At 67.5% G+C, this 19,740-nt stretch carries 23 protein-coding genes and 1 pseudogene; 12 read left to right on the forward strand and 12 right to left on the reverse strand.

Annotated features, from left to right (window positions below; genetic code table 11):
• Positions 1 to 34: 34 nt before the first annotated feature.
• The 3 genes from ON19_RS26215 to ON19_RS26225 all read right to left on the reverse strand — a co-directional run bounded on the left by ON19_RS26215 (position 35) and on the right by ON19_RS26225 (position 1,767).
• Positions 35 to 358 (reverse strand): hypothetical protein, encoded by a 324-nt coding sequence (locus ON19_RS26215; RefSeq protein WP_051169329.1) that lies wholly within the window; start codon positions 356 to 358, stop codon positions 35 to 37.
• Between the two features lie 544 nt (positions 359 to 902).
• The gene (locus ON19_RS42235) at positions 903 to 1,046 is read right to left on the reverse strand and encodes a hypothetical protein (RefSeq protein WP_157229854.1); all 144 of its coding nucleotides are present in this window, start codon (positions 1,044 to 1,046) and stop codon (positions 903 to 905) included.
• A gap of 64 nt (positions 1,047 to 1,110) precedes the next feature.
• Positions 1,111 to 1,767, reverse strand: coding sequence for a TetR/AcrR family transcriptional regulator (locus tag ON19_RS26225; protein ID WP_043698541.1), 657 nt, complete (start codon positions 1,765 to 1,767; stop codon positions 1,111 to 1,113).
• 183 nt (positions 1,768 to 1,950) lie between these two features.
• On the opposite strand from ON19_RS26225, the gene ON19_RS43365 reads away from it, so the two are divergent.
• The 5 genes from ON19_RS43365 to ON19_RS44765 all read left to right on the forward strand — a co-directional run bounded on the left by ON19_RS43365 (position 1,951) and on the right by ON19_RS44765 (position 4,538).
• Positions 1,951 to 2,463, forward strand: coding sequence for an MFS transporter (locus ON19_RS43365; RefSeq protein WP_218006481.1), 513 nt, complete (start codon positions 1,951 to 1,953; stop codon positions 2,461 to 2,463).
• Between the two features lie 60 nt (positions 2,464 to 2,523).
• Entirely contained in the window at positions 2,524 to 3,360 is an 837-nt protein-coding gene (locus ON19_RS43370) for an MFS transporter (protein ID WP_218006482.1), read from the forward strand.
• Positions 3,357 to 4,046, forward strand: a complete 690-nt coding sequence (locus ON19_RS39225) for a helix-turn-helix domain-containing protein (protein ID WP_051169330.1) — start codon at positions 3,357 to 3,359, stop codon at positions 4,044 to 4,046. Before ON19_RS43370 ends, ON19_RS39225 begins: the two co-directional genes overlap by 4 nt.
• Positions 4,047 to 4,073: 27 nt before the next feature.
• Positions 4,074 to 4,307, forward strand: coding sequence for an aromatic-ring hydroxylase C-terminal domain-containing protein (locus ON19_RS44760; protein WP_368854287.1), 234 nt, complete (start codon positions 4,074 to 4,076; stop codon positions 4,305 to 4,307).
• A gap of 63 nt (positions 4,308 to 4,370) precedes the next feature.
• Entirely contained in the window at positions 4,371 to 4,538 is a 168-nt protein-coding gene (locus ON19_RS44765) for a GNAT family N-acetyltransferase (RefSeq protein WP_368854288.1), read from the forward strand.
• Between the two features lie 94 nt (positions 4,539 to 4,632).
• Here ON19_RS44765 and ON19_RS26240 read toward each other — a convergent pair whose 3' ends face one another.
• Positions 4,633 to 5,394 carry an enoyl-CoA hydratase gene (locus tag ON19_RS26240; RefSeq protein WP_043698547.1) on the reverse strand — a complete coding sequence of 254 codons (762 nt, stop codon included), beginning with the start codon at positions 5,392 to 5,394 and terminating at the stop codon, positions 4,633 to 4,635.
• 170 nt (positions 5,395 to 5,564) lie between these two features.
• On the opposite strand from ON19_RS26240, the gene ON19_RS26245 reads away from it, so the two are divergent.
• On the forward strand, positions 5,565 to 5,756 hold the full coding sequence (locus tag ON19_RS26245) for a hypothetical protein (protein ID WP_043698454.1): 192 nt from the start codon (positions 5,565 to 5,567) through the stop codon (positions 5,754 to 5,756).
• On the opposite strand, the gene ON19_RS26250 is transcribed toward ON19_RS26245, so the two are convergent.
• The 7 genes and pseudogenes from ON19_RS26250 to ON19_RS26280 form a co-directional block, all read right to left on the reverse strand.
• The gene (locus tag ON19_RS26250; protein ID WP_063709493.1) at positions 5,746 to 7,050 is read right to left on the reverse strand and encodes an MFS transporter; all 1,305 of its coding nucleotides are present in this window, start codon (positions 7,048 to 7,050) and stop codon (positions 5,746 to 5,748) included. The genes ON19_RS26245 and ON19_RS26250 overlap by 11 nt on opposite strands.
• 84 nt (positions 7,051 to 7,134) lie before the next feature.
• A complete protein-coding gene (locus ON19_RS26255; protein WP_043698457.1) occupies positions 7,135 to 8,121 on the reverse strand; it encodes a glycine betaine ABC transporter substrate-binding protein in 987 nt (328 codons plus the stop codon).
• Positions 8,118 to 8,855, reverse strand: a complete 738-nt coding sequence (locus ON19_RS26260; RefSeq protein ID WP_043698459.1) for an ABC transporter permease — start codon at positions 8,853 to 8,855, stop codon at positions 8,118 to 8,120. Before ON19_RS26260 ends, ON19_RS26255 begins: the two co-directional genes overlap by 4 nt.
• A complete protein-coding gene (locus tag ON19_RS26265) occupies positions 8,852 to 10,132 on the reverse strand; it encodes an ABC transporter ATP-binding protein (protein WP_043698462.1) in 1,281 nt (426 codons plus the stop codon). The genes ON19_RS26260 and ON19_RS26265 overlap by 4 nt, the downstream gene beginning before the upstream one ends.
• On the reverse strand, positions 10,129 to 10,773 hold the full coding sequence (locus ON19_RS26270) for an ABC transporter permease (RefSeq protein WP_043698465.1): 645 nt from the start codon (positions 10,771 to 10,773) through the stop codon (positions 10,129 to 10,131). The genes ON19_RS26265 and ON19_RS26270 overlap by 4 nt, the downstream gene beginning before the upstream one ends.
• 354 nt (positions 10,774 to 11,127) lie before the next feature.
• A pseudogene (locus ON19_RS26275) lies at positions 11,128 to 11,526 on the reverse strand (TauD/TfdA dioxygenase family protein); the annotation flags it as partial.
• Between the two features lie 280 nt (positions 11,527 to 11,806).
• Positions 11,807 to 12,736 carry a LysR family transcriptional regulator gene (locus ON19_RS26280; protein ID WP_051169331.1) on the reverse strand — a complete coding sequence of 310 codons (930 nt, stop codon included), beginning with the start codon at positions 12,734 to 12,736 and terminating at the stop codon, positions 11,807 to 11,809.
• A gap of 158 nt (positions 12,737 to 12,894) precedes the next feature.
• On the opposite strand from ON19_RS26280, the gene ON19_RS26285 reads away from it, so the two are divergent.
• The 3 genes from ON19_RS26285 to ON19_RS26295 all read left to right on the forward strand — a co-directional run bounded on the left by ON19_RS26285 (position 12,895) and on the right by ON19_RS26295 (position 14,566).
• Positions 12,895 to 13,182, forward strand: a complete 288-nt coding sequence (locus tag ON19_RS26285; RefSeq protein WP_043698468.1) for a hypothetical protein — start codon at positions 12,895 to 12,897, stop codon at positions 13,180 to 13,182.
• 138 nt (positions 13,183 to 13,320) lie between these two features.
• Complete coding sequence (locus tag ON19_RS26290; RefSeq protein ID WP_043698471.1) at positions 13,321 to 13,566, forward strand: hypothetical protein; 246 nt, start codon at positions 13,321 to 13,323, stop codon at positions 13,564 to 13,566.
• 181 nt (positions 13,567 to 13,747) lie between these two features.
• A complete protein-coding gene (locus tag ON19_RS26295) occupies positions 13,748 to 14,566 on the forward strand; it encodes a class II glutamine amidotransferase (protein WP_043698474.1) in 819 nt (272 codons plus the stop codon).
• A gap of 44 nt (positions 14,567 to 14,610) precedes the next feature.
• On the opposite strand, the gene ON19_RS26300 is transcribed toward ON19_RS26295, so the two are convergent.
• Entirely contained in the window at positions 14,611 to 15,573 is a 963-nt protein-coding gene (locus tag ON19_RS26300) for an alpha/beta hydrolase (RefSeq protein ID WP_043698556.1), read from the reverse strand.
• Positions 15,574 to 15,668: 95 nt separating this feature from the next.
• Between ON19_RS26300 and ON19_RS26305 the strand changes: the two genes are divergently transcribed.
• The 3 genes from ON19_RS26305 to ON19_RS26315 form a co-directional block, all read left to right on the forward strand.
• Positions 15,669 to 16,439, forward strand: coding sequence for an AraC family transcriptional regulator (locus tag ON19_RS26305; RefSeq protein WP_063709494.1), 771 nt, complete (start codon positions 15,669 to 15,671; stop codon positions 16,437 to 16,439).
• 319 nt (positions 16,440 to 16,758) lie between these two features.
• Positions 16,759 to 18,954 (forward strand): RNA polymerase recycling motor ATPase HelR, encoded by a 2,196-nt coding sequence (gene helR / locus ON19_RS26310; RefSeq protein WP_174377731.1) that lies wholly within the window; start codon positions 16,759 to 16,761, stop codon positions 18,952 to 18,954.
• 263 nt (positions 18,955 to 19,217) lie between these two features.
• On the forward strand, positions 19,218 to 19,740 hold a 523-nt coding region (locus ON19_RS26315), incomplete at its 3' end, for a sulfurtransferase (protein WP_043698477.1).

Raw genomic sequence — 19,740 nt, forward strand, 5'->3', positions numbered from 1 at the left:
CAGCCCCGCGCCGTATGCCGCCGCTTGCTGGGAGTCAGTCCCGTTTGTCCAGGTCCAGGCCGCTGAAGTAATAGGCGAGGCCGAACGCCATCAGCGCGCCACCGGCGAGCGCCGCGACGTTCTCGCCCGCCGTTCGAGTCCGTCCGCGCAGTAACGCGGCCCCGGCCGCAAGGTTGATCGCGCCCCACGCGATGTTCGCGGTGGGGGAGGACAGGCCGACGCCCGGCGGGCTCGCGAACGGAGTCGGGAACCGCTCTCCGGTCAGGCCCTTGACCGAATGCGGGACGGCGTTGACGAGCAGCGCGCCCGCGGCAAACTGCCCCAGCGTGCGGGTCGTACGGCGAATTCCGGTGGGCATGTGTCTCCTGGATGACGGCAGTAGGGCCGAGAATATCGAAGCCTCTCGCGATCGCCGCGTCAGAGCGGGAACGCGATGCTCAGCAGCGAGACGACGATGCCGACGGCGGTGTCGACGAGGGTTTCCCGGTCGATCGGCAGGCGGCCGTCGATGAAACCGGTTCCGGACTTCCTACACCCACCGGGCGGTGCCGATCCGCGCGATTTCGGAACCGGAGCTACGCAACGTGCCGGAATCCTGCCCCGCGACGACAGCTGGCAGTTCCGGGCACTGCTGGCTGCCTCCAAGATCCCCGCGCTCACCAGTCGCCTCGGAAACCTGATCGAGCGACCGCCGGAGCGGACCGGCATTCGATCGGCGATGGGCCGGTCGAGTCGCCCAGCTGACCAACGGCGACCTTCGCGGCCATGCCGCGGACAAATCCTCACGCACTGCCGCACCGACAGCTTCAGCCTCGATCGGCGTTGCCGCGCAACGGATCACGATGTGCCGGGCATGGCAGGCCCGATCCCGCCGGATTCGCGGCGGCTCCGGCACCTGCGGATCACACCGCGCGGGTAGCTCGCGCGGCGTGCGCCAGACCTGTCCGGGTGCGGTAGGAGACGGTCAAACCACGTAGTTCCAGCAGACGAGTGCCGAACTCGGTCAGGTGCTGGATACGGTCGAGGATGAGCCGCTGCACCGTCATGTCCAGAGCGCTGGTCGGCTCATCGGCGATGACGACCTTCGGCTTCGCGGAAACAATCGCGGGCTCATCGGTTTTCGGCCGGCCCGTAGGCGCGCAGAAAAGTATCGACCGCCGCCGTGGCGACCGCGTGCATCTCGGCGGTGGCGACCTTCCGGGTGCCGAGCCGCGAGCGGCCCTCCATCGGCCCGGTGATCAACACGAGGAACTGTTCCGCGGCGGTGGCCGGGTCGCACGCGCGCAGGCGGCCGGACAGCGACAGGCGCGCGAGCCGGTCGGCCAGCGCTTCGGCCAGTTGGTCCGACGTGCGGCTCACGACGATGTCGATCAGGTCGGGGAACTGGGCGACCTGGCCGTAGGTCAGCCACCGCAGCGATCGTGATCGCTCGGAGCAGCAGACCCGGATCAGTCGGTACGCCAGGTCTTCCAGTGCGGCGCGCAAGTCGGTGCCGGGGTTGCGCAACCGCTCCACGACGGAAAGGTTCTCGGCCAGTACCGCGTCGCTGACGGCCGTGAGCGCGTGCCGGAACAGCGTTTCCTTGTCGTTGAGGTGGTTGTAGATGGTCGGCTTGGCGACGCCGGCTTCCTCCGCGATCTCCTGGACACACGCCTGCGCGTACCCCCGGCGCGCGAATACGACGAACGCCGCGTCCAAGATCGCCTGCCGCTTGTCGATCCGCCCGCGCGAGGGCGTCTGCCCGGTCGGCGATGTCACTGCTGCCACTCCCGCAGTGTAGCCCACCTCCTGCGCTGTCTTTCCTTGTCGGTTCAGTTTCATGAACCGCCTTGATATGTACCGATTTGGTCATTAGATTGAACCAGCGAGTTAAATTTATGCACGCATTCCAGTCCGGGAGACACCTATGACGCAACCCCTGGAGACCGGCTCGATCCCGCCTTGCGGCGGATGATCGGCGTGATCCTGCTCGGCGGGATCATGGGCATCCTCGACGGCTCGATGGCCGCGGTCGCGGTGGACACCCTGGCCGCCAGGTTCGACACCTCCCTCGCCACTGTGGGCTGGGTGTCCACCGGTTACCTGCTGGCGCTGACGCTCACCATTCCGGTCGGCGCGTGGGCCGTCGACCGCTTCGGCGGCCGCAAACCCTGGCTCACCGGGCTCGTGGTGTTCCTGGTCGGCTCGATCGGCTCCGGACTGGCCTGGTCCATCGACAGCCTGATCGTGTTCCGAGTGATCCAGGGCATCGGAGCGGGCATCCTCGACCCGCTGATGCTCACGTTGCTGGCGCGCGCCGCGGGACCGAATCGGATGGGCCGCGTGATGGGAGTGATGGGCATCGTCGGTTCGACCGGCCCGATCCTCGGCCCGATCGTCGGCGGTCTCATCCTGAGCAGCTTCGACTGGCGCTGGATGTTCCTGATCAACGTGCCGATCGCGATCGCCTCGTTCGTGCTGTGACTGCGGATCCTGCCCATCGACCCACCCCAGGCCACCCGCACCCGGCTCGACGTGATCGGCGTGGCGTTGATCGGCCCGGGAGTCGCCGTCGGCGTGCTCGCGTTGTCGGAGGTCGGCCAGCGTGGTGTCTTCACGACCTGGCACGTGCTGCTTCCGCTGGCCGTCGCGATCGTGCTGCTGGCCGCCTACACCGCGCACGCGTTGCGCAAGCGGGCGACGCCGCCGCTGATCGATGTGCGATTGTTCACCCGCCTCAACTTCAGCGCCAGCGTGGTCGCGGCGGCCCTGCTCGGCCTGCTCAGTTTCGCCGGCATCTTCGCGATTCCGCTGTACTACCAACAGGTTCGGGGTTTCGACGCCTGGGAGGCGGGTCTGCTGCTTGCGCCCTTCGGCCTCGGATCGGCGATCGCGATGCCGTTGGCGGGCCGGCTCTCCGACCAGCTCGGCTCCCGCCGTCTCGCACTGACCGGCGCGGTCGTGGCGCTACTGAGCGCCCTGTGGTTCACCCAGTTCGACTCGCACACCAACTTGTGGTGGACGGCGCTGGCCGCGTTCACCTTCGGGATCGGCACGGGATCGGGAGGCGCGCCGACGATCGGATCGGTCTACCGGACACTGCCACCGGAACTGGTCCCGCAGGGCAGTTCCGTGCTGTACATGCTCAACCAGCTCGGCGCGTCGATCGGCATCGCGATGGTCGCGCTGATCAACGAAACGACCGTCGGCGCGCAGCTGGGATTCCAGCACGCGTACTCGTGGATCGCCGGAGCCGCGGTGATCCTGATCGTCGCGTCGTCGTTCATTCCCGGCAAGCCCGCTCCCGCACCCGCCGAGGACTTCGCCGAAGCGGAGACGGCCGCGCCGGTCGCCGACCGAGCCGACGCGATCCGGCCATGAGTACGCGGCCCGAGCTGTGGCTCGAGATCCTGCAGGCGCCCGAACGTCATCGGCTCACCGTGACCGAGGTTTGCCGCCGGTACCGAATCTCCCGCAAGACCTACTACAGCTACCTCGCGCGTTACCGGGCGCAGGGTGTGGCGGGGCTGGCGTCACGCTCGCGCCGTCCGAAGCGTTTCCCGGGCCGGTCACCGGCCGCGGTCGAGGCCGCCGTGGTGCGAATTCGGCTGAACCGGCCGCGGTGGGGCGCCCGCAGGATCCGAGCGGAACTGATGCGAGGCACTACGAGCCAGGTGCCCGCGATATCGACGGTGCACGCGATCTTGCGCCGCCACGACCTGGTCGGTGCGCGGCCGGAATACCCGATGTCCGACGGGGTTCGGCAGCTCGACGTCGTACTGCACGGGGGGCCACAGGAGATCCCGTCGGTCGCCGACATGGACGACGCGGCGCGGCCGCGCGCGCTTCGCGTCAACTCCCACGGCGCCATCAGCTACCGCAAGCGCAAAATCCAGGTCGGCGCTCAGCTCGTCGGGGAGACCGTGCACACGTCCGAGCACCACGGAATCGTGCGCGTGTACCACGGCCACGAACTCCTACGCGAACTCCAGCTCGGCCCGAAGGGCACCTACCACGGCAACGGCAAGAAATCGCCTGGGCGACCACTCCGGAACAAGATCGCCTGATTCGCGACACCTGCCTGCCCAGCGCTAGTGCGACTTCGCGAGGAGGTTACTCACTCCTGGCCACTTTCAACTAGCGCTACCGGGGCCTTGCGGCAAGGCCCCCGGTTCGCTGCACAGTCTCCAGCCGAAGCCAGATCCTGCGGAAATCGAGGACGCGCGAAGCACGTGCTGCGACCGGACGGCCATGTGGCGTGGGTCGCCGCAGACCAGCAGGACCTGCTCAGCATGCTGGCGAAGTGGTTCGGCGCTGACGTCAGCTGAGCAGATGACGACGCCGACCCCGCTCCGGAAGGCTCATCGGTTCGGCAGCGATAGGGGTCACGACTGCGGCTTCGGCGCATCAGCGCGACATGCCATCCGGACAACCACGCCTCCGCTCGGGTACTGGAAAAGGTCGGATCGACGCTCGAGGGCAGGATGCGCAGCCACCTGTTCGTCCGCGGGGCTCGGCGCGACTCGCTGCTCTACGCCGCTGTCGACGGCACGAACTGACAGCAGGCGACAACCGTTGCACGCCAGTGGCTCGTCGGAGCCGGTGCCGATCAGGCGGTGAAAGCCGTGACGTCGGATGGCGGTGCGCTCGAGCTCAGCTGGATCGAGTGATCTCGGCTTTCTTCGCCGCGAGCCGCGCGGCGAATTCCGGGGATTCGAGGGAGGCCACCTGGGGCACGATCTCGGCGTCGACGGCGTCGGCGTGGGCGTCGAGGTTCGCGGTGTGGCGCATGGTGCGCTTCGTGGTGATCAGCAGATCGCGCGGCGCTTCGGCGGCGCCCGCGGCGAAGTCGAGCGCGGCGGCGAGCAGTGCGTCGTGGTCACCGTCGACCACCCGGTGCGCCAATCCGGCGTCGAGGGCGGTGTCGGCGTCGAGGATCTCGCCGAACAGCGTCATCGCGGCGGCTCGTTGCGGCCCGACGGCGCGCTGCAGCATCCAGGTCATCCCGCCGCCGGGGTGGATGCCGAGCCGCAGGAACCGCGCGTCGAACCGGGCGCGGCGCCCGGCGATCCGGATATCGGCGGCCAGCGCCAGATTGAGTCCCGCGCCGACGGCGGCGCCGCCGACCGCGGCGATGGTCGGCAGTGCGCAGCGCGCGACCGCGAGGAATCCGTCGTAGATCACCCGCAGGCCCTGTTCGCGCGCCTCGCCGAGTGCACTGAGATCGGCGCCCGCGCAGAACGCGGGCGGGGTTCCGGTGACGATCACCGCGTGCACGCCGGTATCGGCCTCGGCGTCAGCCACCGCGGCGGCCAATTGTTCGGACAGCGCCGGTGTCAACGCGTTCCGCCGATCCGGGTCGTGCACGGTGATCACCGCGACCTTGTCCCGCCGCTCACTGCTGATCTCCGCCATGACCGGATCGTAAGCGCCGGGAACGACCGACGACACACGGGGCTCGTGGTCACGCCCGCGCGTGCGGATCCGCACCGTCACTCGGCGTCCGCAAGACGTCACTCCACCAGCGTTCGACGACCGCGGAATGCGAACGCAGCCAGCTGGATATCGGCGATCGGCAAACGGGCATGCACGAAATTGAGGACGCTTCGTCGGTGAAGTACTGGCTGTCGGTCGGGGTGCCTGCCACCAACGGCGTCATCGTCGACGCCGAATTCCTGCACTGGAAGGACTGGTTGCGCGACACCGGCGCGATCACCGGTGCCTTCGAACCGTCGAAGTTCTACACCAATGAATACAACACGCAGGCTACGAAATAGTGCGTGAAGCGGATCGGGCGCCGCTCTGTGGCGGCTCCCGATCCGTTCGGGCCGGACGCCGGCTCGGCTGGTCGGCGTTCTTCCACGTGGTCGATCCGCTCGGCCAAGGGATGTACACCGGATGTAGCGAGCCATCACTCCGGCGCCGAGCGCCGACACCCCTCCGATGGTGAGGACCGCGACGGCCAGCGGACCGATAGCCGCCAGTTCCGCTGATCGCCAGCGGTCCGACGAAGAAGCCGCCGTCGTGGGTGAGCCGCCACGCGGCGAGGAACTCGGCGCGGCTGGTCACGGGCGCGATGTCGGCGCCGATCGTCATGATGACGCCGTTGCCGATTCCGTTGCCGATTCCCATGACGATAGCCGTGATACTGAGCGTGAGTATCGAATCGGTCAGTGGCACAGCGAGATACGCGATGGCCAGGATGACCAGCGACGGCACCGCGATGAATCGCCTGCCGTAACGGTCCATCAGATGGCCCGCAGGGTAGGCGCACAGCACATCCAGGCCCGCCCCGATTCCGAAGATCAGACTGGCGGTCGCGGCCTCGACGCCGAGGTGATCGGCCCATAGTGGCAGCACGGCCTCGCGTGACGACCGCGCGGCGCCCATCAGCAATGACCCGGTGCCCAGCGTCAGCAGCAGGGTGCGATGGGCTCGTGCCACTCCGATCAGGGACAGTGGTGGTTGCGGTACTGCCGACGCCGAGGTCTGCGGATCCGGCAGCCGGGCCATCAACGATCCGGCGACCACGATGGCGATCAACTGAACGGTGAATCCGCCGCGTGTGCCGAGAGCGGTGATCACGGCCGCCCCGAGAAACGGGCCGATGAAGAAGCCCAGCCGCATGGCTCCGCCGAACAGCGACATCGCCCGCGCTCTACGCTCGAAAGGTACAACCTCCGACAGATAACTCATCCGGGCCAGTCCCCACACCGCATTGGATAATCCGACGATTATCAGTCCCACCCCCAACAGCGGAACTGTCGGGGTGAACAAACACAACAGCACCCCGATCGTCCCTGCGGTGCTCGCGCCGATGATGGATATTCGCTCACCGAACCGGGATACGAGCTGCCCTGCCGGAATATCGCCCAGTATCTGCCCGAGCCCCACCAAAGCGACGGTCAGGCCTGCGACGGCCGACGACGCGCCCAAGTCGAGCGCGGTGAGCGCCATGACGGGCGCCGCGGCTCCGATGCCGATTCCATACGCTGCCGCTGGTAGGTAGACGGTGAACAACAGCGGTCGTAGCGAAGTGAGTTCGGCGGATATATCGGATGATGGGACCATTTCGCCACACTGTACGGATACGCCGATCGTTTCCGCAGTGTGCAGATCGCGGTGATTCGAATTCGGTGGCAGCAGCCCCGGCTACTACTCGATGAGCCTTTCGCTCTTCAGCCAGTCGTAGGCGACGTCGGCGGGATCCTCTCCATCGATGTCGACACGACCGTTCAGATCCTGCATCAGCTCATCGGTGAGCTGCTCGGAGATCGTCCCGAGCAGGGTCCGCAACTGCGGGTACCGGTCGATGACGGCGCCACGCACTACCGCCGTGCCGCTGTAGGGGAGGAAGAACTTCTGGTCATCGTCGAGGACGACCAGATTCAGGTTCTTGACCCGGCCGTCGGTGGTGTAGATCATGCCGAAGTTGCACGGGGCGCCCTTGGCGGTCGCCGTGTAGACGACGCCTGCGTCCATCCGCGTGACGTTGCCGGACGGAACGCCGTTCGGAGCGTTGTAGGGGATCCCGTATTTCTGCAGCATCGGAATGAAACCGTCCGAGCGGCTGAAGAATTCGTCGTCGACGCAGAACGTCCGGTCGGCGACGGGGAGCGCGGCCACGTCGGAGAGGGACCGAACTTTCAGTCGCTCGGCGTTCGGCGTCGATGTGCCGAACGCGTACGTGTCGTTGAAGTTGGCCGGCGGAAGCCACTCCAGATCGTGGTCACGCTTCTCGATGTCGTGCACACGCTGCCAGAGCTGCTTCGGGTCCGAGATCGTCTCGGTCTGGTTGTGGTAGTTCACCCAACCGGTGCCGGTGTACTCCCAGAGCACGTCGGCGTCCCCGTTGAGCTGGGCCTGGCGAGACGACGCGGAACCCGGCGCCCCGGTCAGGTCGGTGACCTCGGCGCCCGCCGCGGCCAGGTAGGTCGCGGTGATCTTGCCCAGCAGTACGCCCTCGGTGAAGCTCTTCGAGGTGACGACCAGCTTCGCACCGTCCAGCGGCCGCGCACCGTCCGGCAGACGCGCGTCGTGGAACGTTCCGGACGAGCTCACCAGTCCGCATCCGGCGAGCATCGACGCAGTCGCGGCGAGCGCGGATATCAGGATGAGCAGCCGGGCTCGTGGCGATCTCATGCGATACCTCGTGGGGTCGCGGCCAGTTCGACCAGTCGGCCGAGCCAGTCGATGATCAACGCCAGGAGTCCGACCAGGACGGCGCCGGAGATGAGCAGCTTCGGCAGGAACAGGGTGACGCCGGTCGTGATCAGCGTGCCGAGGCTGGTCGCGCCGATGAAGGTGCTCAGCGTCGCGGTACCGACCAGGATGACCAGCGCGGTACGCACACCGTTGAGGATCACCGGCACCGCGAGCGGTAGCTCGACCTGCAACAGCGTCCGCGCGCCCGAATAGCCGATGCCCCGCGACGCCTCGATCGTGCGCTGATCGACCTGCCGGAGTCCGATGATCGTGTTCTGCAGGATCGGCAGGATCGCGTACACGACGAGACCGACGATCGCCGTGCGGAATCCGGTGCCCAACCAGAAGGTGAACAAGACGAGCAGGCCCACCGCGGGCGCGGCCTGGCCGATATTGGCGATATTGACGGCGATCGGCTCGAGCCGCTGCAATGCCGGGCGGGTCAACGCGATGCCCAGCGGAATCGCGACGACCACCACGATCACCGTGGCCACCACCGTCAGCTGGATGTGCGCGAGGATCGTGGTCCGCAGGTTGTCCCAGCCGAGGGACGCCTTCTCGGTCGGGGTGAACGTCGTCGACCGATACCAGATGACGTATCCGATCCCGATGACGAGGATGACGATCGGCTCGAACCAAACGTCGATCGGGACGCGGCGCAGACGACTCATGACTGCCCGGCCGATCCGGGTTCGTCGTCGGCGGCGACCACCGGCGTGGGCGCCGGATCGGTTCCGTCGATGTAGGTCTCGTACGACAGGTCCTCGTCGGCGCGGCCCTCGGCGAGTTTGGTCCGGATCACCTCGGTGACCGCACCGATGCCGAGCGAGCCGATGACCGCCCCGCGCCCGTCGGTGACGAGTGCGGCGCCTTGGCTGGTGGCGAGCATGGCGTCGAGCGCGTCGTTGAGAGTGGAGGAACGCGCGACGACCGGCAACCGCCGATCGAGATAGTCGGAGACCTCCGGTTTGGTCGCCACCTCCGCGAGGGAGGGCCACGACCGCGGCCGTCCGGCCTCGTCGACGACGACGACCCAGGTGTGTCCGGCAGCCTTCGCGCGTTCGATCACACCCTGCGCCGACTCGCCGACCCGAGCGGTGATCACCTCGTCGTAGGCCACGTCGCGCACCCGCGATACGGTCAGATACGCCAACTTCGCGCCGGACCCGACGAACTCCTCCACGAACGGCGTCGCAGGGTCGGTGAGGATCTCCTCCGGGCGTGCGTACTGCTCGACGTGACCTCCCTGGGACAGGATGAGCACCTTGTCGCCGAGCTTGGTGGCTTCCTCGAAGTCGTGCGTGACGATCACGATGGTCTTGCCGAGTTCCTGCTGGATCGCGATCAGGCTGTCCTGCAAGCGGACCCGGGTGATCGGATCGACCGCGCCGAAGGGCTCGTCCATGAGCAGGACCGGCGGGTCCGCCGCGAGCGCGCGTGCGACCCCGACCCGCTGCTGCTGCCCACCGGACATGTCCTTGGGCAGCCGGTCGGCGAAGGTGCCTGGGTCGAGACCGACCAGATCGAGCAGGTACTCGGTGCGTTCGGCGATCCGCTTCTTGTCCCATCCGAGCACCCGCGGGATGGCGCCGACGTTCTTGGCGACCGTCCAGTGGGGGAACAGGCCACCGGATTGGATGACGTACCCGATCGACTGCCGCAGCTTGTCGGGGTCCTCCCTGGTGACGTCGCGACCGCCGATGAGGATTCTGCCTTCGGTCGGCTCGATCAGCCGGTTGATCATCTTGAGGGTGGTCGTCTTGCCGCAGCCGGACGGGCCGACGAACGCGACGATGTCGCCTGCCTCGATCTCCAGGTCCAGGCGTTCGACCGCGGGCTTGTGCTGCCCCTTGTAGCGCTTGACGACCGAGTCCAGCTCGATGGACGCCCCGGTCACCTTGCGCTCGGCGGTCGCCGGGGCGGGCTGACTGGTCACATCGTCGGTCATGAGAGTCCCTTTGCGATCGTGAGGCGTCCGAGCAGGACGAGGAGCGCGTCGAACACCAGCGCGATGATGACGATGAGGATGGTGCCCGTCAGTGCCATCTCGAGAGCGTTCGCGCCACCGAGCCTGGAGAGGCCGTTGAAGATCAGTGATCCGAGGCCCGGTCCAAGGACGTAGGCGACGATGGCGGCGACGCCGACGATCATCTGGGCGGACACCCTGATGCCGGTGAGGATCACCGGCCAGGCGATCGGCAATTCGACGGTCAGCAGAATGCGCCATCGCGAAAAGCCGATGCCTTGCGCGGATTCGACGACCGAGGCCGGTACCGATCGCAAACCCACGATCGCGTTGCCGATCACCGGCAACGCCGCGAAGAACGCCAACATGACGAACGACGGGACCACCCCGAGTCCGAACGGGACCAACAGAATCGCCAGCAGTGCCAGCGAAGGAATCGTCAGCGCCACACGGCTCGAGGTCAGGGAAAGCGCGGACAACAGCGGGAGGCGATAAACCGCCACCGCGATGAGGACGGCGACGACAGTTCCGACCAGGACCGTCTGAAACGCCAGGGAGGCATGCTGATACGTGAGGAACGCCAGAACATCCCCCCGTCCCTGGATGTAACTCCACAAATTCACGGGATTCCCATCTTCGGCCGAAGACCAGTCGCTACCTGTTCGCGCGTAGTCATCGGACGCGCGAGCCGTAATAGAGTAATCTATGCTGCTCGTTCGGTTCCGGAGGGCGCGCGGCATGTGATTCACTCGACCCCCGAAATCGCTGCCGTTTCCGACCGGTACCGGTAGGGAAACAATGCGTCGCGCACTCACCCATATCTTCACTCACGATGAGTTCGATGTGATCGGTCCGAATCGAAGGCATACGGTTTGCGCGATCTGGACGAATCCGCCGTCGAGCATGTCGCGGATTCCGCCGAACCCATTGTGACGCGGCCATGTTCGCGAACTCGAATCATCCGTCCCGATGACGGGTTATGCCGCGCGCGTCAGTGAGTCGGCGGCCGAGTAGTACTCGGCGTCGCCCGCGATCACGGTGCTCGGCGTGCCGTCGACGCTCACCGGGATCTCCCCGGCGAGCGCGATACGGGTCAGCTTGCGGTGCTCGCTGCCGTCGTAGTCGTCGATGGCATAGTGCTGCGTGGCGCGGTTGTCCCAGACGGCGACGTCGCCCAGTGCCCAGTTCCAGCGGGCGGTGTGCTCCAGGCGAGTCACCCGGTCCTGGAACAGCCGCAACAGCGTGTGCGACTCGTGGCTGGGCAGGCCGACGAGCTGTTTCACGAAACACCCCAGCAGCAGGGCGCGTTCGCCGGTCTCCGGGTGGACCTCCACCACGGGATGCTCGGTCTCGAAATAGGTGGACTCGAATTCGCGGTCACCACCGAGCCGGAACCCGTCGATCTGCGCGCTGATGTGCGTACCGAGCTTGACCACCCGCACGGCGGTCGCGGAGTCAGCTCTGTGATCGGCGGACATACCAGGGCCTTTCGCTCGAACCTGATGATCGAGTCAGAGGAAACCACCCGCGGCACGGCACGGCCAGCATTACAGTCACGCAGATCGAAACAGGCGATCGCACAACCGCCGATCCACCGCTCGCTCACGATCGGCGGTGCCGTGCGGGACGTACGGCTCGACGACGACGCGCGCCGCGCTAGCTCACCGAGCGGAGGCGGTGCAGGGTGGAGGGATCGATGTCGAGGGTGAGGTCGATCGGCCCGAGTTCGGTGGCGATGCGCGTGAATTCCGTGACCCAGCGGCTGACCGGCTCGGCACGGTGCACGAGGCCCCAGCTCAGCGTCGGCCCCTCGTCGATCGGGAGGTACACGGCGTCGCCGCGGTCGTAGTACTTGATCGCTTGCCCGCAAGCGAAGGCCACCGCATCACCGGATGTCACGGCCCACAGGACCTCCTCCCGCGTGGGCGCGGGAGCGTCCGAATCCCGCGGGCCCGCAACCACCGGCGAGAACGACTCTTCCCAGTACTCCGGGATCGGCAACCCGGAGGGAAGGACCTGGTAGTCGGCCAAGTCGGCCAGGGATACCGATGAGCGGCCTGCCAACTCGTGCGTGTGCCCGACCACCAGCACGATGGGCTCGGTGAACGCCTCGGGCCCCACCCGCAGGTCCGGTTCCCGCACGGGCAGAGCCACCAGGGCTACGTCGACGTCGCCATTGCGGACCAGCCCGAAGGGGTCGTCGATCCGGATCTCGCGCATGCGCAATTCGACATGCGGACAGCGGTTCCTGAACAGCGCCGTCATGGGAGCCAAATCCTGCCACATCGGCCCCAGCACGCCCAGCGTCAACGTGTCCGGTCCACCGCGCGCGATGTTCGCGGCCGACTCCATGCCCTCCAGGATCCGGCGATAACCCGCCTGGAGGTCGTCTCGAAGCTGCTCACCCAGCGGTGTCAAGGTCACTTTGCGACTGGTTCGCTCGAACAGGGGCGCACCGATCCGCCGTTCCTGCTTGGCGATCGTCTGACTCACGCGGGGTGTGGAGATGTGCAACCGCTCGGCGGTACGCCCGAAGTGCAACTCCTCGGCAAGGGTCAGGAAAATCTCGATTTCGCGTAACTCCACCTCGTCATAGTCCTCATCGTTAACCCCCCGCGCAACTGACGTTTCGCGATTGCTCATTGTTCGCGAGGCACCTCGACGGAAGGCTATGAGTCGTAGGAGAAAGCAACGCGGCGGGAGAGAACGGTGCACACCAGGATCCGAGACGAGAGGGCACGACCATGGCAGTCGTACGAACGCACCGATACGTCGTCGTGACCGGCAAGCTGGCGCAGCTGCTGGAGCAGCGCACCCGGTTGATCCGGAGCATCCGGGCGGCGAACGCGGCGTTCACCGCGGCCACCTTGATTCGGCAGGACGACGGGTCCTACCTCGACATCTGGCGCTGGGAGTCGGCCGAGGCGATGCGCGGAACCGCGCTGGTGCAGAACTTCCCACTGGTCGAGGCGACCGCGACACTGACCACACACCACTTCGTACTGGACGGCAAGGTACTCGACGAGCGGTAGCCCGCCCGCCGGAACCGTCCGGTTGTCACCCCATCCGCGCCTCGCGCGGATTCACCTGGAAAACCACCGCACGAAATCGGTGCCGACCGCTGCTGGGCTGTCGTCGCCGTCCGATCGTGCGCAGAAGAGGAGAGCACAATGAACCGCAACAACTGGTACCGGCAGCTGCACCGCTGGATGTCCGTCATCTTCACGGCGACCGTCGTGGTCTGCTTCGTCGCCGCCGCGTTGGGGCTTACCGAATCCGCGATCTGGGTGTTCTATCTGCCACTGCCCCCGCTGTTCTTGCTCATGGGCACCGGCCTCTACATGTTCGTACTGCCCTACCGCCGGAAGCGGCCGCCGAGCTCCGCGCTTGCCGCTTCCGGCCGGTCTTCCTCCTGACCGGATGGTTCCAGTCCGCACCGGTATGGTGGCGCCGTGCAAGTCGGGCAACTGAGCAGAATCGCAACGGCCGTGGCGCACCACGCTCGCACCGCGTGAGCGCCCGATACCGGGCGCATTCGGCGCGGCGCTGCCGGCCGACTGCCGATCGGTCTGCTTCAATCGAGATATGTGCAGGTGGATGGCTTATTCGGGTGAGCAGATCCTGGCCGAGGACCTCTTGTTCCGGCCGGTGCATTCCCTGATCGACCAGAGCTTGCACTCGCGCCTCGGTGCGACGACGACGAACGGTGACGGCTTCGGCATCGGCTGGTATGGCGAGGGCCCGCGACCGGCGGTTTTCAAGAACGTCGAACCGGCATGGAACGACCGCAACCTGCGGGAGGTCGCGGCTCAGGTCCGGACATCGCTGTTCTTCGCGCATGTGCGCGCCTCGACCGGCACGGAGGTGCAGCGCAGCAACTGTCACCCGTTCCGGCACGGGAACTGGTTGTGGATGCACAACGGAGCGCTGCGCGATTTCCGCAAAATCAAGCGTGACCTGATGACGGCGGTCGACCCGGCCCTGTTCACCGACATCGAGGGTTCGACGGATTCCGAAACGCTCTTCTTTCTGGCGCTGACCTTCGGACTTGTCGACGACCCGTTCAACGCGGTCGCTCGTGCCGTCGGCTTCGTCGAAGACGTCGGCCGCGCATACGGCGTCGAAGCCCCGGTACAGATGACCGTCGCGACCACCGACGGCGAGTCCATGTGGTTCTTCCGGTACTCCAGTGAACACCTCACACGGTCGCTGTTCTATTCCAACGATGTCGCGAAAGTGCGGGCCCTGCACCCGGAGGTGAAATCGCTGCGCCAGCTGGGTGCGGACGCGCGATTCGTGGTTTCCGAGCCGCTGCGCGACCTGCCGGGGGCCTGGAACGAAGTGCCGGAATCCTCGGCAGGCGTCGTCCGTACCGGTCACGAGGAAACTCGCCCGTTCCAGCCGATCTCGCCGTGAACTACCCTCGGGCCGGCCCGGATGATCGGCGTCACCCGCGGTTCCTACCGCGTCGGCATGCTCGAGCGCTCCAGCAAGTGGCTGCGCAGGTGGGCGAGGATCTCGGCGCGTGCGGGCCGAGCCGCCGGGACCAGTCCCGGCATGCTCAGGAAGGCGTGCACCGCTTCCGGGTAGCGGGTGAGCGTCACGTCGACTCCCGCCTGTCGCAGTCGGTCGGCGTAGGCGGGGGCCTGGTCTTCCAGCGTGTCCAGCCCTGCGGCTTGGATGAGGACCGGGGCGAGTCCCGCGAGGTTGTCGCTCGACAACGGTGAGATCACCCGGGCGTCGAAGGATTCGGGCAGCGCGATGCGTTGCACGGCACGGCAATTGGCCGGGGTGGCGGTCGGGCTGTCCGCGTTCTCGGTGAACGAGGGGTACTCGAAGACCCGGGGGGTCCAGTCGAGCTGTGGGTTGATCAGTACCTGGGCGCGCAGCGGCAGCCCGAGTTCGCCCGCCCTGATCGCGGTGAGAGCCGCGAGGGTGGCTCCCGCGCTGGCACCGAGCAGGGCGAGCCGAGTGGGATCGGCGCCCCGAACGGCGGCTTGCTCGACGAGGCGCGGCACAGCGTCGTAGGCGTCCTCGACGGGTGCTGGCACCCGGTGCTCGGGTGCCAGCCGATAGTCGACCGAGATGACCACGGCCGGGCAGTTCGCCGCGAGGTGACCGAGGAGCCAGTCGTCCTGATCCGGTACGCCGCCGATGAACCCGCCCCCGTGGAATGCGACGATCAGCGGCAGCTGCGAACCTCCCCGCGCGGGCTGGTACACGCGGAGGTTCAGCCGGCGCCCCGGCAGCTCGAGTACCGAGGTGGTGATCCGTGCGCCCCGGTCGGGCTTGCCGGTGACGAGCCTGCCCAGCGCGGACCGGCGCTTGCGGTCCTGCGCCGCGCGCAATTCGACGACTTGGTCCGGGGTGATCGAATCCCAGTCCGGCTCGGTCGTGAGTGCGGTCAGGATTCGGACTCGCAATGGAAGTCTGCCTCGCATGATGTGCCTTCCGGGCGGTTCGTGATCATTGTCGTCGGCCACCGTGTTCCCGGTGGCCCAGCGATACCCTGACAGTTGTGACCGTGGGTGCGCTTTCGGAAATATGCGGTCCGGCGAAGTCGCCGACGGTGTGGCTGCGGCCGGGGCATGTCGGGTATATCGGCCCGGAGCTCGGCGTCGACCTGCATTCCGTTTCGGTGGCGGTGCTCAGCGTCGGCTTGGAGGGGCCCTTCGTCCTGGAGACCGCCGCGCACGGGGAGATACGCACCGGCAGCTCGTTCGCTCCCGCCCGTGCGGCGCACCGCGTCGTCGCCCCCGAGCGATGGATCCTGCTGCTGTTCGTCGATCCCACGGGTACGCCCGCCACCGGCATCGCGGAAGAGATGACCGCTACCGCCGGGCCCTACGGTCTGGCCCACCGACGGGAAGCCGAACTCGTCGAGCTGTGCGCTGGAGCCGACGTGCATCCGGACCGGATCTTCGCTCGGGCCACAGCTGGTGCCGTGTCGGTCGCCGATCCGCGGATCGAGTGGGTTGCCGCCGCCATCCGCCGGGACCCGAATCACACCTTCCGTGCCGAGGCGATCGCCGCGAACCTGGGCCTGTCCACCACCCATTTCCTCCGCTTGTTCGCCCAGCGGTCCGGCACCACATTCCGCGGCTATCAGCGGTGGACCCGCGTCATCCACACGTTGCGGGACGCCGCGGCAGGCCGCGATCTCACGCGCTCCGCCACCGACGCCGGTTTCGCCACCCCGTCCCACTTCAGCGAAACCTTCCACCATATGTTCGGACTGTCCGCCACCGCACTGCTGCGCTCCGGTGTCCGCTTCGATCTCGGAACCTAGCCTGCGCCCGGATATTTCGATGATCGCGGACCGCCCGGAACGATGCTCTCGGCGCGGGTCGGTTCGGCGATCTCTCGCCGACAGACCGCGGGTTCGCTGAGCGCCACCCAGCGCTGAGGGCTATGCGAGGAGAGCGACCGTCCATACCGGACGAGAAAGGGAAGGAGCGTTACGACTCCTTCCAGTCTCAACATATAGCGCACCCGGGGGCTTGCGGCAAGACCAGGGTCGTACCGCAAAATCGCTGGTCGATGTTGAAAACGGCCGCCCGTGTTCGCGTGAACCACCTGGATGTCGAGCCACGAAAAGTAAGGGGCATATGTCAACGCGAGAGTACGAAGACGAATTGCGGTCCGAGCGAAGCTACGTGACCGCGCTCTACGCGCGACTCGACGCCGAGCGCGCGCAAGTGAAGGGCAGGTACGGTGCGGCGCTGCGGGGAAACGGCGGGACCCTCGTGGATCGGGACGTCGAGGTGCGTGCGCTGGCAAAACAGGTGAAGCGGCTCGACGTGGCGGACAACGGACTGTGCTTCGGCCGGTTGGACACCCTTTCGGGCGAACATTCCTACATCGGCCGCATCGGACTGTTCGACGAGGAGAACGAGTACGAACCGCTGCTGCTGGATTGGCGGGCGCCCGCGGCGCGCGCGTTCTATGTCGCCACCGCCGCCAGCCCGGAGAACATGCGCCGACGCCGCCAGTTCCACACCCGAGGGCGTCACGTGGTCGATTTCACCGACGAGGTCCTCGGCCGTCCCAGTGGTGGCGAGCGAGGCGACGCGGCCCTGCTCGCGGCGGTCAACGCGCCGCGCGGTACGGGGATGCGCGACATCGTGGCGACGATCCAGTCCGAACAGGACGAGATCATCCGGCTCGACCACCCAGGGGTGCTGGTGATCGAGGGCGGTCCGGGCACCGGGAAGACCGTGGTGGCTCTGCACCGCGTGGCGTACCTGCTCTATACCCAGCGGGAGCGGATGGAACGCCACGGGGTGCTCGTGGTGGGGCCCAACCCCGCGTTCCTGAACCACATCGGCCGCGTTCTTCCGTCGCTGGGCGAGACGAACGTCGTGTTCATGACCACCGGCGACCTGATGCCCGGTCTGCGCGTCACCGCGGACGACACTCCCGACGCCGCGCGGCTCAAGGGCTCGCTGAAGATCCTGGACGTGCTGGCCGCGGCGGTCGCCGATCGACAGCGGCTGCCGGAGCATCCGCTGCCCATCGAACTGACGGACGTCACGGTGCGGATCGACGCCGAGACCGCGGAGTGGGCCAGGGAAGAGGCGCGTGCGAGCGGACTGCCGCACAACGAAGCCCGCGCCGTGTTCGGTGAGATCGTCACGTGGGTGCTCACCGAACGGGCGATAGCCCGCATCGGCCGAGGCTGGCTGACCCGGGAAGACCGCGAGGCATGGGAGAACCTGCGGGCGGACCTGCGCGCGGAGCTCGCGGACAACGACCGGTTCACCGCCGCGCTCGACGAATTGTGGCCGATACTGACGCCGGAGACATTGTTGGCGCAGCTCTACGCGTCCCCGGAACGGTTGCGAGCCGCGGGCGCCGACCGGACGTTGTTTCGCGCAGACGGCGCCGCCTGGACGGTGTCGGACGTGCCGCTGCTCGACGAACTGGTCGACCTGCTCGGCCGCGACAAACCGGCCGGCCGCGCGGCCGAGCGGCAACAGCAGGCCGAGGCCGAGTACGCGGCCGGGGTACTGGACATCCTCGTCGACCGTGCCGACATGATGGACGACGAAGACCACTTGTTCGCCCAGGACCTGCTGTACGCCGAGGACCTGGCGGATCGCTTCCTCGAGCGCGACAGCCGCGAACTCGCCGAACGTGCCGCCGCGGACCGGGATTGGACCTACCGGCACGTCGTGGTCGACGAGGCCCAGGAACTGTCCGAAATGGACTGGCGGGTGCTGATGCGGCGCTGCCCGGGCCGTTCCTTCACGGTGGTCGGCGATCTCGCGCAACGCCGGTCGGTCGCCGGAGCGACCTCCTGGGGCGCGATGCTGGAGCCGTATGTGCCCGGCCGCTGGGTCTACCGGTCGCTGTCGGTGAACTACCGCACGCCGGCGGAGATCATGACTGTCGCCGCCGCGCTGCTCGCCGAATTCGCGCCCGGAGTCCAGCCACCGGAGTCGGTTCGCGCGTGCGGCGTCCAGCCGTGGTCCAGGCGGGTCGCCGAGGACGAACTGCCCACTGCCATCGAAGAATTCGTGCGCGGCGAAGCCGATCGCGAAGGCACGAGCATCGTGATCGGGCCACCGGATGTGCCAGGCGCGGTGGCGGCGTCGGAAACGAAGGGCCTGGAGTACGACGCCGTGCTGGTCGTGGAGCCGGAACGGATCCTCGCCGAGGGCCCCCGCGGCGCGGCCGAGCTCTACGTCGCTCTGACCCGCGCCACGCAACGCCTCGGCGTCCTGCACCGGGATTCGTTGCCGCAGGCCCTGACCGGCCTCGCCGAAGCCCCGGCCGCCGCCGGACCGGCAAGCAACGGTTAGCGTAGCGATTCGCGGCCGCGGAGTCGTAGCCGTTACCCGTCTTGCCACACCTACGGAGCAGCCCACGGCGGGCGATACGGCCGCCGTGGGCGATGCCCTGATCCGCGCGGACGGGTGTTGTGGGCGATCCCGTTCCGACCTGGCCGCATCGCGAACATCACTCCGCCGCTTGATGATCCGCGAGAGCCCAATTGTTCTCGCCCGGAGGGCTCGGTATTAACGTCGGCCGCGTCACACCACCGCCTCTCGGGCAAAGGATCGCGATGAGTTCTGTTCCTCCCGTAATTTCCGCCGCCGAACTCGCCGCCGCGCTCGACGCGGGATCGGATGTCGTCGTCCTCGAGATCCGCCGCGATCGGGCCACCATCCCCGGTCAGCCGGCCCTCGCGCCGGCGGAACCCCCGGCCGGTCACATTCCCGGCGCGCACGCGGTGGACTTCACCGAACTGGTCGGCCCACGTACCCAGATCTCGGGCGACGCGCCGCTGCCGGAGGAGGCGCAAGTGCGTGATCTGTTCGAGCGCGCGGGAATTAACGATTCGAGCCTGGTCGTGGTGTACAGCTCCGACCTCGCCTCGAGCGCGACCCGCGCGTGGTGGGTACTGCGCTGGGCGGGACTGCCGGACGTGCGCTACCTCGACGGCGGTGTGCACGCTTGGCTCGCGGTGGGCGGAGAACTCTCCCAGGCGCGTCCGGCCTCAGGTGGCGGTACCGCGCGGGTGCGGCTCGGCGCGTTGCCCACCCTGGACGCCGATACCGCCGCCGCACTCGCCCGCGACGGTCACC

Source organism: Nocardia abscessus NBRC 100374 (assembly GCF_000308455.1).
GTDB classification, from domain to species: Bacteria; Actinomycetota; Actinomycetes; order Mycobacteriales; family Mycobacteriaceae; genus Nocardia; species Nocardia abscessus.